Origin of the sequence: Streptomyces sp. NPDC018026, from assembly GCF_044327745.1 — a bacterium.
GTDB classification, from domain to species: domain Bacteria; phylum Actinomycetota; class Actinomycetes; order Streptomycetales; family Streptomycetaceae; genus Streptomyces; species Streptomyces rubrogriseus.
This window is the reverse complement of the sequence record NZ_JBIRFY010000002.1, coordinates 64,676-79,486: the sequence shown is the minus strand read 5'-3', so window position 1 is coordinate 79,486 and position 14,811 is coordinate 64,676. Positions and strand designations below refer to the sequence as shown.

General features: G+C 74.0%; 10 protein-coding genes. 1 reads left to right on the top strand and 9 read right to left on the bottom strand.

All coding sequences use genetic code 11. The features are described 5' to 3' along the window. Positions 1–10 precede the first annotated feature (10 nt). The 4 genes from ACH4D3_RS05915 to ACH4D3_RS05900 all read right to left on the bottom strand — a co-directional run bounded on the left by ACH4D3_RS05915 (position 11) and on the right by ACH4D3_RS05900 (position 5,288). Positions 11–790: a S16 family serine protease gene (locus ACH4D3_RS05915; RefSeq protein WP_398316811.1), complete on the bottom strand. Its 780-nt coding sequence runs from the start codon at positions 788–790 to the stop codon at positions 11–13. Between the two features lie 56 nt (positions 791–846). Beyond that, the gene (locus tag ACH4D3_RS05910) at positions 847–1,509 is read right to left on the bottom strand and encodes an IclR family transcriptional regulator (protein WP_398316808.1); all 663 of its coding nucleotides are present in this window, start codon (positions 1,507–1,509) and stop codon (positions 847–849) included. 303 nt (positions 1,510–1,812) lie between these two features. After that, positions 1,813–3,609 (bottom strand): DEAD/DEAH box helicase, encoded by a 1,797-nt coding sequence (locus ACH4D3_RS05905; RefSeq protein ID WP_398316805.1) that lies wholly within the window; start codon positions 3,607–3,609, stop codon positions 1,813–1,815. Positions 3,610–3,836: 227 nt separating this feature from the next. Next, complete coding sequence (locus ACH4D3_RS05900) at positions 3,837–5,288, bottom strand: MFS transporter (protein ID WP_398316803.1); 1,452 nt, start codon at positions 5,286–5,288, stop codon at positions 3,837–3,839. A gap of 355 nt (positions 5,289–5,643) precedes the next feature. Here ACH4D3_RS05900 and ACH4D3_RS05895 point away from each other — a divergent pair, with 355 nt between their 5' ends. Continuing rightward, complete coding sequence (locus ACH4D3_RS05895) at positions 5,644–6,747, top strand: hypothetical protein (protein ID WP_398316801.1); 1,104 nt, start codon at positions 5,644–5,646, stop codon at positions 6,745–6,747. A gap of 24 nt (positions 6,748–6,771) precedes the next feature. Here ACH4D3_RS05895 and ACH4D3_RS05890 read toward each other — a convergent pair whose 3' ends face one another. From ACH4D3_RS05890 to ACH4D3_RS05870, 5 genes are all read right to left on the bottom strand, one after another. Next, entirely contained in the window at positions 6,772–7,410 is a 639-nt protein-coding gene (locus ACH4D3_RS05890) for an SUKH-4 family immunity protein (RefSeq protein WP_398316799.1), read from the bottom strand. 138 nt (positions 7,411–7,548) lie between these two features. After that, a complete protein-coding gene (locus tag ACH4D3_RS05885; RefSeq protein WP_398316797.1) occupies positions 7,549–9,870 on the bottom strand; it encodes a xanthine dehydrogenase family protein molybdopterin-binding subunit in 2,322 nt (773 codons plus the stop codon). Continuing rightward, entirely contained in the window at positions 9,867–12,029 is a 2,163-nt protein-coding gene (locus ACH4D3_RS05880) for a 2Fe-2S iron-sulfur cluster-binding protein (protein WP_398316795.1), read from the bottom strand. Before ACH4D3_RS05880 ends, ACH4D3_RS05885 begins: the two co-directional genes overlap by 4 nt. Next, a complete protein-coding gene (locus ACH4D3_RS05875; RefSeq protein ID WP_052841719.1) occupies positions 12,026–12,919 on the bottom strand; it encodes a xanthine dehydrogenase family protein subunit M in 894 nt (297 codons plus the stop codon). The genes ACH4D3_RS05880 and ACH4D3_RS05875 overlap by 4 nt, the downstream gene beginning before the upstream one ends. A gap of 242 nt (positions 12,920–13,161) precedes the next feature. Continuing rightward, positions 13,162–14,808 carry a beta-N-acetylhexosaminidase gene (locus ACH4D3_RS05870; protein WP_398316791.1) on the bottom strand — a complete coding sequence of 549 codons (1,647 nt, stop codon included), beginning with the start codon at positions 14,806–14,808 and terminating at the stop codon, positions 13,162–13,164. Positions 14,809–14,811 lie beyond the last annotated feature (3 nt).

Below are 14,811 nucleotides of genomic sequence, written 5' to 3'. Positions count from 1 at the left end.
CGTCCGCCGCTCAGCAGGCGGGCACGTCGCCCTTGCCGCTCGCCAGCGCCTTCAGCGAGTCGACGGCACCCTTGAGGGTGGTGACCGGGATCAGCCGCAGCCCCTTCGGCAGCTCGGCCCGCGCGTCCGAGCACTCGGCCTTCGGCACCAGGAAAACGGTGGCCCCGTCCCGCCGGGCGGCCTGCGTCTTGAGCGGGACCCCGCCGACGGCACCGACCCTGCCGCCGTCGGTGATGGTCCCGGTCCCGGCGACGACCCTGCCCCCGGTCAGGTCCCCGGCGCCGAGCTTGTCGACGATGCCGAGCGAGAACAGCAGCCCGGCGCTGGGCCCGCCGACGTCCTCCAGCCGGAGCTCGACATCGACGTCGCCCTTGTCCATCCGGAGGTACCCGAGCGCGGCCGTGGTGGCCGAGTCCTGGGACTCCTTCATCTGCTCCTGGTTGTACTGCTCGATCTCGCTCACGTCGTCGCCGCTCGGGTAGACGGCGTCGCGCGGCATCACGGCCCGGTCGGTGTCGAACCAGCTGCCGAGCACGTCCCCGAGGTGGATGCTCGCGTCCGGCCCGGTCGCCTCGATCGTCGTCATCCGCAGCTGGCCGCTGGTGTCGTGCGTCGGCGCGCCGCTGATCGTGATCACCTCGGCGCCCTGGTTCTTCCCCAGCACGTCGGCCGTCAGCCCCGGCTGCGCCACGGAGAACGGCAGGGGAGCGAACAGGGCGGTCGCGAGCAGCGCCACGACGGGCAGACCGCAGACGGCGAGGAACTGGGGACGCGTGAGACGAGAGAGCACGGAGTCAATCTAACGTGGCGATCCCGGTGGCTCCGACGCCCGGGCACGGCCCCGTCTCAGCGCAGCGCCTCCGCCACCTCCCGGGCGGCGTGCTTCACGCGTTCGCCGACCCGTTCGGGGACCACGTCGGCCAGCATCACGACGCCGACGCTGCCCTCCACCCCGGTGACGCCGAGCAGGGGGGCCGCCGCCCCGCAAGCGCCGGCCTCCAGTTCGCCGTGGGTGAGGGTGTAGCCGGGGTCGTCCACGTCCTCGTCGGCGGTGGGCCGGGGCGGCTGGCGGGCGGCCAGGATCGCCTTGCCCGCGGCGCCCCGTTCCAGGGGGTGGCGGAAGCCCGCGCGGTAGGCGACGTGGTAGTCGGTCCAGGTCGGTTCCACGACCGCGACGGCCAGCGCCTCGGCGCCGTCCACCAGGGTCAGGTGGGCCGTCGCCCCGATGTCCTCGGCCAGCGCGCGCAGGGCCGGCATGGCGGCCTCGCGGACGAGCGGGTGCACCTGGCGGCCCAGGCCCAGTACGCCGAGGCCGACGCGGGCGCGGCCGCCCAGGTCGCGGCGTACGAGTGCGTGCTGCTCCAGCGTGGCGAGCAACCGGTACACGACGGTCCGGTTGACGCCCAGTTTGTGGGACAGCTCGGTGACGGTCAGCCCGTGGTCCGTATCGGCCAGCAGTTTGAGGACCCGCAGTCCCCGGTCGAGCGTCTGAGAGGTCTCCGCGGTCACGACGCCCACTCCTTAGTGGTGAGGTCGGCGGCCCTCATCGCGGCGGATGCGTCACCGAGTCCCGTCAGTGACGCGCTTCAGAGGCCGCCGATCGGCTGACGGCCCGGCGCCTTGTCCCGGGCCCAGTCGCTTCACGGCTGCGCTCCGCGGCGGCGCTGCCACGGGGCGTGCGTAGCGGGACAGTAAAGGACCCGGTTCGCTCAGCGGAAGGCTCCGTCCAGAATCCGGGCGCCAACCGTTATCAACCGCCTGTGTTTGTCCCAGTACGTACCGCGCACGCCCCCGGCACCGGCACCCCGCGCGTCACTTCATCCGCGTCGCCCACTCCTGGACCTTGGCGATGCGCTGGCGCAGCTGGCCGCCGGTCGCCTCGGCGCTGGGCGGGCCGCCGCACACGCGGCGCAGCTCGGTGTGGATCACGCCGTGCGGTTTGCCGCTCTGGTGGACGTAGGCGCCGACCATGGTGTTGAGCTGCTTGCGCAGCTCCATCAGCTCCTTGTGGGAGACCACCGGGCGGCGGTCGGCGGGCAGTTCGAGCAGGTCGGCCTCTTCGTCGGGCTTCTTGCGGCTGTGCGCGATCTGCCGGGCCTGCCGCTTCTGGAGCAGCATCTGCACCTGGTCGGGCTCCAGCAGTCCCGGGATGCCGAGGTAGTCCTGCTCCTCCTCGCTGCCCGGGTGGGCCTGCATCCCGAACTCGGCGCCGTTGTACATGACCCGGTCGAAGGTGGCCTCGGACTCCAGCGCCTCGAAGGCGAACTGCTCCTGCTCGCCGGTGTCCTCGTCCTGCTCCCGGTTCGCCTCGTCCATCTCCTTCTCGGACTCGGCGTAGGGGTCCTCCTCGCCCTCCTTCTTGGGCTTGTCCAGGACGTGGTCCCGCTCGCGCTCCATCTCATTGGCAAAAGTGAGCAGGTCCGGGACGGTCGGGAGGAAGACGGAGGCGGTCTCGCCGCGGCGCCGGGACCGGACGAAACGGCCGATGGCCTGCGCGAAGAAGAGAGGGGTGGAGATGGTCGTCGCGTAGACGCCGACCGCGAGGCGGGGGACGTCGACCCCCTCGGACACCATGCGGACGGCGACCATCCAGCGGTCGGTGCTGCCGCTGAACGCGTCGATGTTCTTGGACGCGCCGGTGTCGTCGGACAGTACGACGGTGGCCTTGTCGCCGGTGATCTCGCGGATCAGCTTGGCGTAGGCGCGGGCGGAGTCCTGGTCGGCGGCGATGACGAGCGCCCCGGCGTCCGGGACGGCCTTCCTGACCTCGGTGAGCCGCTGGTCGGCGGCGCGCAGCACGGCGGGCATCCACTCGCCGCGCGGGTCGAGCGCGGTGCGCCAGGCCTGACTGACGGCGTCCTTGGTCATGGGCTCGCCCAGGCGCGCGGCGATCTCGTCGCCCGCCTTGGTGCGCCAGCGCATGTTGCCGCTGTAGCTCATGAAGATGACGGGGCGCACGACGCCGTCGGCGAGCGCGGAGCCGTACCCGTAGGTGTAGTCGGCGGCGGAGCGGCGGATGCCGTCGTTGCCCTCCTCGTACGCCACGAAGGGGATGGGGTTGGTGTCCGAGCGGAAGGGCGTGCCGGTGAGCGCGAGGCGGCGGGTGGCGGGCTCGAAGGCCTCCAGGCACGCCTCGCCCCAGGACTTGGAGTCACCGGCGTGGTGGATCTCGTCGAGGATGACGAGGGTCTTGCGCTGCTCGACGCGGTTGCGGTGCAGCATCGGGCGCACGCCGACGCCCGCGTAGGTGATGGCGATGCCCTGGTACTCGCGGCTGAGCGGGCCCGCGCTGTACTCGGGGTCCAGCCTGATCCCTATCCGCGCCGCGGCCTCGGCCCACTGCTTCTTCAGGTGCTCGGTCGGCGCGACGACGGTGACCTGCTGCACGACGTGGTGGTGCAGCAGCCAGGACGCCAGCGTCAGCGCGAAGGTCGTCTTTCCGGCGCCGGGGGTGGCGACGGCCAGGAAGTCCCGGGGCTGGTCCTGGAGGTACTTCTCCATCGCCCCCTGCTGCCAGGCCCGCAGCTTGCCGGCGGTGCCCCAGGGGGCACGGCCCGGGAAGGCCGGGGACAGGTGGTGCGAGGTGCTGGAGCTGGCGGTGGTAGTCACGGTCTCCGAAGGGGGTAGAGCGGCTCGGCCACGTATGACAACCGGGCCACCCTACCGGCGGTCCGGAGCGATCACCGCGCGCACGGGGGCGGGTCACCCCCGGGTGGGACGGACGTCACAGCCCGCGTGCGGCGGCGGTACGAGGGTCCGGGAGGCTCACCGCTCCCGCTCCCCGCTCCCGCTCCCCGCTCCCGCTCACCGCTCCCGCTCCCCGCTCCCGCACCCGCTCACCGCTCCCGCACCCGTGTCGCCACCCACGCCCCGACCAGCGCCACCGCCGCCATCGGCAGGAACACCGCCGCGAAGGCCGCCGGGTGGGAGCCGGAGGCCTCGGTGGCCGCGTGGCTGACCGTGCCGCCGCCGAGGGCCGCGAAGGCCGCGCCCCCGGCCGACAGCAGGACGACGTTGGAGAGGCCGTCGGAGATCTGGAGCGCGGCGGAGTTGGTACCGGCCTCCTCGGGGGCGGAGAGCTTGAGCAGGAGCACACTGGTGGAGGAGATCACCAGGCCCATGCCGAAGCAGCCGAAGGCCCAGGCGACGGCCACCGTCCAGGCCGGGACGGCGTCGATCAGCACGCTCGGCGCCGTCGCGACGGCCGCCGCGACCAGGAGCATGCCGAGGGCCATCAGACGCTCCCGGTACGGCTCCAGGCGCGGCCGGGACTGGAGCCACGAGCCGCCGGCCCAGGTCGCGCCGCCGGCCGCCAGGGAGAGACCGGCCAGCGTCGGGCTGAGCCCCCGCTGCGTGACCAGCATCAGCGGGACGAAGGACTCGGCGGCGATGAACGACCCCGCCGCCACCCCGCGCAGCAGCACCACGGACGGCAGCCCGCGCACCGCCCGGTAGGTGCCGCGCGGCAGCAGCCCGAGCACGGCGGGCACGAGCAGCGCCACGCCCGCCGCGCCGGGCAGCAGGGAGACCGGGCGCAGGTCCTGGGCGGCGTACTGGAGCAGGCCCGCGCCCAGCGAGATGGCCAGGGCGAGACGGATCCGGCGGCCGTCGAAGGAGGCCGGGGTGTCCCCTCCCCCGACGGGGCCGGACGCGCGGCTGCGTATCTGCGGCAGCGCCAGCGCGAGCGGGACGACGACCAGCACCGGGATGCCGACGAACACCCAGCGCCAGCCGAGGTGCTCGGTCACCGCGCCGGCGGCCAGCGGTCCGACGACGGACGGGACCACCCAGCCCGCCGCGAACGCCGCCATGATCGCGGGCCGCAGCCGCTCCGGGTAGGCCCGGCCGACGACGACGTACAGCGCGACGATCACCAGCCCGCCGCCGAACCCCTGCACGGCCCGCCCGAGGATGAACAGCCACATCGCGCCCGCCGTCCCGGACAGCACGAGCCCGGCCGCGAAGGCGGCGATGCCGGTCGTCAGCGGGGCCAGCGGCCCGCGCCGGTCCGACCACTGACCGGAGAGCACCATCCCGAACAGGCTGGTCGTGAAGTACCCCGAGAACGCGAACGCGTACAGCGACACCCCGTCCAGCTCCCGCGCCGCCACCGGCATCGCCGTGCCGACGGCCGTCGCCTCGAAGGCGATCAGCACGATGACGGAGACGATGCCGATGCTCAGCGCCCGGTAGGCGCGGCTCAGCACGGTCTCGGCGGGGGCGGCGGGAGCGGCGGCGGGCTCGGCGGGGACGGCGACATCGGTGTCGCGGGGCTCAGGGACGGTCATGGTCGCCAGAGTAAGGGCCGCGGCCTGCCTTTACCCCTGTCGGGAGGCGGTACGGAACCGGGACCTTGGTCGTACGACCGTCCGCCGTTCATGAACGCGGTATGGCAGTCGTGTCCGCTGCGGCTCCGCCTGCCGTCGAGTCACGAAGTCCGACACGGCCGTGTGCCCGAGTGGGTACGGGGCTCGCCTGCGCGGCATCCATGAGCGAGAAGAACAAGGGGCCGTACAGGAAGGGGTCGTTGCAAGAAGGGGCCGTGCCCGTTCGGGCGTCGGAGTCTGCCCCTCAGCCTCTGGTCCCGTGGTCGTCGTCCGCGTAGGCAGAGGTGATCGACACACCTACTCCGAGGAGAAACGCGTGCACGCCCGACGCCAGGCCGCCAGGCCCCCGTACGCCGGAGCCGACCGTCCGCGGCACGGCCCCTCTCCCACGGCGACGGCGACGGCGACGGCGGGCAGAACGCCGCTGCTCAGCGTCACGGAGGTCCAGAACACCGCCGGAAACCAGGCCGCGGTGCAGATGCTGCGCGAGGGTCACCATCCGCACGGCCGGCCGCGGCAGGCCGCCGGCGGCCTGCCGGTACAGCGCATCCTTTCCGACACCATCACCCCGTCCACCGAGGAAGCCTCGGAATCAGTGCCCGACCTGCCTGCCGAGCTCGTCCGGCGCATCGGCACGGCGGCGCCGGGCGAGCGTCAGCAGTTACTGATGGACATGTTCACGCATGTCATGCAGCGGATGCCCGCTCCGACGGACGAGGTGGGCATCGAAGGAATGCAGAACCTGCACAGGAACGCCAAGATCGTTTACAAGAACACCGACGCAGGGGCCGGGAAGGCCATGGCCGTCACCCAGGAGGCCCTGCTCAAAGACGGAGAGTCGCCCGGTGAGCAGCAGGTCACCCTGACCTTCCACCGCAACCTCTTCACCCTCGGTGCGGCGGCCCTCTACAGCACCCTTCGTCACGAACTCATCCACGTGGCACAACGGTCCCTGGCTCCCGACGAGGACCGCGCGGACGGCGGTGACGCGCACATCTTCAACGACCCCATGGCGGACACCGCGACCGGGGGACCGACCATGAAGACCCTCCAGCTCCCCATGCAGGAGATCGAGGCTCATGTGTGGGAGTTGGAGCACACGGGCGAGACCGGCATCGACGACGCGCACCTGCGCAGCACCGTGCATTACCTCGTCGAATACACGAACACTCTGAGCACCAACCTCACCGGAAAGAACGTCACCGCGCAGCAGTTCGCCTACTGGAAGGCGTACGTGGAGAAGTCGCTGGCCGCTCTCGACCGGGCCGCCGTCGCCACCCCCGGGCACACCGAAGCGATCAACGAGGCGAGGACCGGGCTCCAGCAGGCGTACGACGCGAGGGCGGCGAAGGCGGGCGGCACCAAGCGCGGTGCATCGGGCGCCGGTTCGGGCGGCAGCAGCAAGAGGGGCCGGAGGTGAGCCAGGCGCCGGCCGGCCGCCCCGCTACGTGAGCGCGGCTCCGCGCGACGCCCGGTGTCTGAGCCACAGTCCGAACGCCAGGATCGAGAGGTCCGGGGCCAGGGGCAGCGGGGCGCCCTCCGGCGGGCACCAGGTCAGGACCTCGCCCGTCGTGCCGTGGACGAGCAGGTGGATGCCGTCGGCCGTGCCGCCCAGGTGAAGCAGGTGGTCGGCGTGGTCCGGGAGCGGCGGGGCGTCCGCCCGTTCCGAGGCGTACTCCGCGAGCGTCGGCAGCACCGGCAGGCCCTCGTCGGTGCGCCCGAGGAAGGGGCCGTGGTCCGGCAGCCCCGTCTCGCACAGGAAGCGCCGGGTCGGTTCGTGGGTGAGGGTGCCCGGGAAGTCGGCTTCCTCGAAGCGCGTCACCCGGGACCGGCCGAACACCCGGTCCAGGAACCGGGCCGGCAGTCCCGGAGCGGCTTCCGCGGGCGCTCGGCGGCCCGCTGTCAGGAACAGACAGCCGACCAGCACGTACGTCTTCCACAGCCACAGCGGTGGCGGCGTCTCGCACCCGGCCGGCGCGGGTCTGAGGATGCCGCGCGTCCAGGACGGATCGTCCGCCGACGTCACGAGGCGGACCAGGGTCAGCAGCGACGGCACCGAACGCGCGGTCGTCTTCTCGCCCATGGCTGTGTGCATCGTTTCCCCCGAGAGTGTGCGGTCCCGCGGTCGGGGACTGCTGCCGTCCCCACCACCTCGCACACTACGGGGCACCACTGACATCGCCCGGTGGGACCGGCCGCGCCCGGGCGGTTCGGCCGCCGGTCAGTGACCGGTGGCCACCGCGGCCTGGGGGCGGATCGGGAGGCGGTTGACCGGGCGTCCCGTGGCCGCGCGTACGGCCGAGGCGACGGCGGCCGGGGAGGCCACCACCGGGACCGCGCTGACGGCCTTGGCGCCGAAGGGCGCGACCACGTCACGCTCCTCGACGAGCTTCACGATCCGGATGTCGGGGGTGTCGAGTGCCGTCGGGAGGGCGTAGCCGGTCAGGTCGGGGTGGCGGATCAGGCCGCGGGGGGTGCGGAGGTTCTCCGTGAGCGCGATGCCGACACCCTGGGTGACGCCCGCCTCGATGCGGGCGGCCAGCTGGGCCGGGTTCAGGACGCGGCCGACGTCCTGGGCGACGGCCAGTTCCACCACGCGTACGGAGCCGATCTCGATGTCGACGTCGACCACCGCGCGGATCGCGCAGAAGGCCATGCCGACGAACGCGTCGCCCTGACCGGCCTCGTCGAGCGGCTCCGTGGGGTGCGGGCGGCACTGGGCGGTGGCCCACAGCTCCTTGCCGTCCAGCGCCTCGGTGACCGTCGTCGACAGCACGCCGTCGTAGGAGGTGATCTTGCCGTCGGCGATCTGGAGCAGCTCCGTGGACATCCCGAACTGGTGCGCCAGCGGCTGCAGGAGCTGGGTGCGGACCATCTTGGCCGCCCGTTCCACCGCGCCGCCCGACACCCACGTGTGCCGGCCGCGGCAGCCCGGGCCCGCCGGGGGCTGGTCGGTGTCGACGGGCGCCACCTGCACCTCGTCGACGCCGAGGGTGTCCTGCACGATCTGCCGGGCCAGGGTGGTGAAGCCCTGGCCGGTCTCGACGGCCGCGCACAGCACCGTCGCCACGCCGCCCTGGACCTTCACGGTGGCCGTGGAGACCTCGTCCGCGCCCTCGGCGCCGAGCATGTGCACCATGCCGATGCCGTAGCCGACGCCCCGGCGCACCGCGCCCGGTTCGCCCGCGCCCTCGGGGCCGCCGGGCAGCAGCCACTCGTCCTCGGGCGTGTCCTTGGGCAGCGCGGGGAGGGGGAAGTCGCGGACCGCCTGGAGGAGTTCGGCGACCGGGGCGGGGCAGGTGACGGTCTGGCCGGTGGGGAGCACGTCGCCGGTGGCCAGGACGTTGCGCAGGCGCACCTCGGCCGGGTCCAGGCCGAGCTTCTTGGCGACCTTGTCCATCTGCGCCTCGTACGCGGCGCAGACCTGCATCGCGCCCTCGCCGCGCACATGGCCGGAGGGCGGGTTGTTGGTGCGCACCGCCCAGCCCTCGATGAAGGCGTTGGGGACGACGTACGGGCCGCAGGCGAAGGCCACCGCGGCCGCCAGGGCCTCGGAGGAGGTGTCGGCGTAGGCGCCCGCGTCGAGCAGGATCTGCGCCTCGACCTTCACGATCCGGCCCTCGGCGTCCGCGTGGTGGCGGTAGCGCAGGAGGGTGGGGTGGCGGTGGGTGTGGCCGAGGAAGGACTCCTCGCGCGTGGCGGTCAGTTTCACCGGGCAGCCGGTCTTCAGCGCCAGCAGTCCGAGCGGCAGCTGGAAGCCCTGGTCCTCGCGGTCGGCGGTGGCGCCCGGCACCCCGGTGACGACGATCTTCACCTGTTCGGGCGACAGGCCGTAGCAGGCGGCGGCGATGTCGCGGTCGCCGTGCGGGTCGGTGGAGGCCAGGTACAGCTCCACGCCGCCGTCCGGGCGCGGTACGGCCAGACCCGCCTCGGCTCCTATGGGGGCCGGGTCCTGGCGGCCGATGCGGTACAGGCCCTCGACGACGATCTCGCCGGCCGCGTCCGGGTCGCCGTGGCGCAGCGGGATGTGCCGGATCAGGTTGCCGTCGGGGTGCAGCGGCTCGGCCTCGAAGGCCTGCTCCGGGTCGGTGACCGGGTCGAGCACCTCGTACTCGACGATGACGGCGGCGGCGGCCATCCGCGCGGTGTCCGGGTGGTCGGCGGCGACGGCGGCGAGCGGCTCGCCGTGGTGGCGTACGGCCTCGGAGGCGAACACCGGACGGTCGGCCTGGCCACCGCGGCCGTGCAGCGGGGTGCCGGGCACGTCCTCGTGCGTGACGACCGCCCGTACGCCGGGCATCTCGCGCGCGTGGGTGGTGTCGATGGACACGATGCGGGCGCGCGGGTGCGGTGAGCGCAGCACGGCGGCCCACAGCAGGCCCTCGGCCCACAGGTCGGCGGCGTACGGGAAGGTGCCCTCGGTCTTGGCGCGGGCGTCGGCGGGCGGCAGAGACGCGCCGAGGCCGTGCGGGATCGGGTCGGGGGCAGGGGTCGCCGCCTCGGCGGTCCCCTCGGCCTCCGCAGTCGCGGCGTCGTTGCTCACGCGTGGCCTCCGTCCCGGCCGTGGGTGCCGTGGTCTCCGTGGTCGCCGTAGGGCGGCCGGTCGTGCGGTCCGGTGGCGTCCTGCGCCCCCGGCGGTGGCTGTGCCTCGAACGCCGCCGGGTTGACGCCGCCCGCGCCGGGACCGGCCTGGTGCGGGATGCGGGGCTCCTCGGGGTCCGGTCCGGCCTGCGCCTCGGCGTCGGCGTGCGCCTCGCGTTCGGCGACGACCTCCTGGACCGCCTCCAGGACGCCCCGGTAGCCGGAGCAGCGGCACAGATTGCCGCACAAGGCCTGGCGGGCCTCCAGCTCGGTCGGGGCCGGGTTGCCCTCCAGGAGGTTGTGCACGGTCATCGCCATGCCGGGCACGCAGAAGCCGCACTGGACGGCGCCGCGCCGGGCGAGCGCCCGCTGCACGTCCGACGGCTGTCCGTCGGTGGCCAGGCCCTCGACGGTGCGCACCTCGCTGCCGGCCGCGGTCACGGACGGGACCAGGCAGGAGGCGACGAGCCGTCCGTCGACCTGCACGTTGCAGGCGCCGCACTCGCCCTGCGAGCAGCCGTCCTTGGCGCCCGCGAGGCCGAGCCGCTCGCGCAGCACGTACAGCAGCGACTCGCCGATCCAGGCGTCGGTGACGGGGCGGTCGGCGCCGTTGACGCGCAGCACGTAGGAGGCGAGGGGGTGCTCGTCCTGCGGACCGGCGGGCGGCGCCGACGGCTCCTGGGCGCCGACGGGGGTGTTGTCGGGAGTGCCGTCGAGGGCGGTCTCGGGGTCGTCGGCGGCGGTCCCGGAACCGTCCGCGTCGCTTCCGGCGTCCGCCGGGTCGGTACGGGTGTCGGCCGGGTCCGTCGCCCCAGTGCCGTGACCGGTCCGATCGCTCCGGTCGGGCGCGTCGGCCAGGGCGCCCTGGGGGCCTCCCCCGGGCGTCTGCTCGTGTTCCCGGGCGGGCTCGGGCACGCGCTCCCGGCCGGTGGTCGGCGCCCGGTCCGTCGCGGGGCCTTCAGCGGCCTCCGGAGGGGATCCGGCCCCGACCTCTTCGCTGGGGCCCGCGAAGCGCCCTGCCGGGCCCTCAGGGGCCTCCTCGGCCCCACGGGGCCCGCCGGTGACCGTGCCGTTCGCGGCAGCGGTCTCGTCACCGGGCGCGTGTCCGTACGCACCGTCGGCGGGGCGCGGGCCCTCCGGGCTCACGGAGGGGCCGTGCCCGTGCGGCTGCGCGGCCGGGCCCAGCTCGTGCGGCCCGGTGGCGTCGGAACCCCGACCCGCGTCGGTGCCGGAATCCGGCCCGTGGCCCGGTCCGCCCGCGGTGGACTCCTGCTCGTACTCGTACTCGTGCTCGTGCTCGCGTTCGGGCCCGCTCGCCGCGGGTCGCTCCTCGTCGGCCGGTCCGGCCGGTCCGGCCGGACCGGTCCGCGGCGCGTCCTCGCCCCACGGCTGCCCGGCCGGCTGCGTCGCCCAGGGCGCCGGAGCGCCGCCGGGGAGGGTGGCCGGGGCACCGGAGCCCCACTGCTCGGCCAGGGACGACGTGGTGAACTCGCCCGACTCGTCCGGCAGGTCGCCGTCGGCGACGGGGATGGACCACTGCCCGGTGACGTCCTGGCCGGACGCCTGCCGGGCCGCCGCGGTGTCCGCCTCGGCCCGGGACGCCTGGGCGGCCTGCGCGGCCTGGGAGAAGTCCCACTGCCCGGTGGGACCCGGCTGGTAGGCGAACCGGTCGTCGTGCCCGGGGGCGCCCTGCCCGGCGTTCACGTCGTAGGGCGCGGCCCCGCCGTACGGGTCCTGCTGGGCCGGGTACCCGCCGTACCCCTGGTGGGCGGCGGGGTCCTGACCGGCGTCCGGGACCTGCCACTGGGTGCCGTCCACGGGCGCGGACGGCGCGGACGGTGCCGACGGCGCCGCCCAGGAGCCGGTGGCGGCCGGGTCGGTGCCGGCGGTGGTGGCGGGCGCGACCGTGATCTGGGGCGGCACGTAGCCGTGTCCGGGCGCGGCGAGCGGGCTGTCGGCGGAGGCAAGGAGCGCGTCCACGCCACCCTCGGGGAGCTTCACGAAGGCGGTCGCGCCGTCGTCGTAGTCGCCCTGGGGCAGCGGGTCCCATCGGCTGCCGCCCGGCGGGGTGCCCTGGCCTTGCTGATCGCCGTGCGGGTCGCCGTGCTGGTCGTCGGTCACGACAGGGCCCTCCCCAGTGCTCGTCGGGCCAGCGCGGCGACGGTGCGCCGCAGGTGCAGTACGGCGGGCGGCAGTTGCGGCACGGAGCCGTCCTCGTCCGGGGCCGCGTCGGGGATGCAGGCCGCGGCGACGTACTCGCCGAAGCCGTGCAGCGCCTCGGGGACGACGGCCCGGCCGTTGTCCCAGTCGATGAGCGAGGCCACCCACTGCTCGGCCTCCAGGGGCCGCAGCGGCATCGGCGCGATGGCGCCCACCGCGCACCGCACGCCGCGCCTGGCCGGGTCCAGGACCAGCGCCACGGAGGCCGTGGCGCGGCCGGGTCCGGTGCGGCCGGTCGCCTTCAGGAAGACCTGCGGCGCGTGCAGCAGCGGCACGCGCACGTAGCCGATGAGTTCTCCCGCGCGGAGCATCTCCATGCCGGCCAGCAGGTGCGAGACCGGCATCTCCCGGCGGGCCCCGTCCGGGCCCGCGATGATCAGCGTCGCCTCCAGCGCGGCCAGCACCGGCAGCGCGTCCCCGGTGGGGGCGGCCGAGGCGATGTTGCCGCCGAGGGTGCCGGCGTTGCGGATCTGCGGCGGTCCCGCCGCGCGCGCGGCGGCGGCGAGCGCCGGGATGAGCGCGGCGAAGTCGGGGCGGCCCATGCGGGCATGGGTGAGGCCCGCGCCGAGCAGCGCGTGCCCGTCCTGGTACTGCCAGCCGCGGATCTCGCTGATCCGGCCGAGACCCACCAGCGCGGCGGGCCTGAGCTGCCCGGAGTTGACGGCCGCCATCAGGTCGGTGCCGCCCGCGACCGGAACGGCCGCGGGCATCGCGGTGAGCGCCGCCACGGCCTCGTCCAGTGTCGTGGGCAGCGTGACGGCCTGCGCCGCCTGCGGTGCGTGCGTGGTCAAACCGACTGCCCCTTCCCGCTGTCCCACCTGGTCCCGCCCATGTGGCCGTACGGTACGACCTGACAGGGTGGACGTGGCAACTCTGGCACATCTTCGCAGGGCCCGGACGCACGGGTCCGCTAGGAGGCATTCGCCCGCCTCGTCGGCCAGATGGTCCGTTTTCGCACGGGATCTCCGACGATCGGAGTTACGCGCGATGCGCGCGAGTTGCCACTCTTCGGTGACGTTTAGGGGCGTTTCTCTTACTTGTTCGGCGGCGGCCCGTCCATCGGGCGGCCGAGCACACCGGGCCGCCGCTGCCAGGGCCGCGGACCGGCCGGCGGGCGGTAGGCGACGCCCAGGGCGTCGAGCCGCCGGTAGTGGGTGGCCATCCGCCGCTCGAAGGCGGCGTAGTCCCGGTCGGCCGGGGCGGGCAGGGCACTCCAGGCGACCTCGGCGAAGGCGGCGAGCCTCGGGAAGAGCTGGTAGTCCACCCGCTCCTGGTTCTCCGTCACCTCGGTCCACAGGTTCGCCTGGGTGCCGATCACATGTCCGGCCTCCTGCGGGGTCAGTTCCGCCGGAACCGGCTCGAACCGGTAGACGTCCTCCAGGGTGCGCACGAAGGCGATCGGCACGGGTTCGTCCGCACCGCCGTCCTCCCGGAAGTTCAGGTAGACCTGCTGCTCGGGGCACATCACCACGTCGTGCCCCGCGCGCGCGGCGGCGATCCCGCCCGCGTAACCGCGCCAGGAGGACACGGCCGCGCCCTTGGCGAGTCCGCCCTCCAGGATCTCGTCCCAGCCGATGAGCCGGCGTCCCCGTCCGGCGAGCCAGGTGTCGAAGTGCTGGATGAACCAGGACTGGAGTTCGTCCTCGTCGGCGAGGCCGAGTTCCGCCATCCGCGCCTGCGCGGTGGCCGAGGCCCGCCACTGGTCCTTGGGGCATTCGTCGCCGCCGATGTGGACGAACTCGGAGGGGAAAAGCTCCAGGAGTTCCTCGAACACGCCCTCGTAGAAGCGCAGCGTGTTCTCGGTGGGGGCGAGGACGTTCGGGGATACGCCCCAGGTGTCCCAGACGGAGAGCGCGGTGGTGTCGATCACATCGGTGTTGCCGAGTTCCGGATAGGCCGCGATGGCCGCCTGCGAGTGTCCGGGCACGTCGATTTCGGGGACGACGGTGATGTGCCGCGCGGCCGCGTAGGCGACGATCTCCCGGATGTCCTCCTGCGTGTAGTAGCCGCCGTGGGGTTTGTCCTCCCACAGCGGCGAGGCCCGGTGACCGAATTTCGTGCGGGAGCGCCAGGAGCCGGTCTCGGTGAGCTTCGGGTGGCGTTTGATCTCGATGCGCCAGCCCTGGTCGTCCGTCAGGTGGAAGTGCAGGACGTTGAGTTTGTGGGCGGCCATCAGGTCCAGTTGGCGCAGGACGCCGTCCTTCGGCATGAAGTGACGGGAGACGTCCAGCATCAGTCCGCGCCAGCCGAAGCGGGGCGCGTCCTCGATGCGGCCCAGCGGCAGCCGCCACCGGCGGCCGGGCAGCGGGGCGCGCCGGAAGGCGTCCGGACCGAGCAGCTGGCGCAGGGTCTGGGCGCCCCAGAAGAGTCCGGCGGGAGCGCCGCCGGTGAGCCGTACGCCGTCGGGTGCGACGTCGAGGCGGTAGCCCTCGTCGGCGAGTTCCCCGTCGAGGGACAGCCGGACGACGCCGCCTCCCCCCTCGCCGGGCGCCAGCGGCAGGCCGGTGGCCGCGCCCAGGGTGGCGCGCAGCCAGCGCTCGGTGTGCCCGGCGCCCTCGTCGGCCACCAGCCGGGTGTCGGGGCCGAGGTCGAAGAAGGCGTCCTGGGCCGCCGCGTGCCGCGGCCGGGGAATCACGTCGGTCACGTCGGTCGCGTCCGTCACGTCCGTCAGGTCCGTCACGTT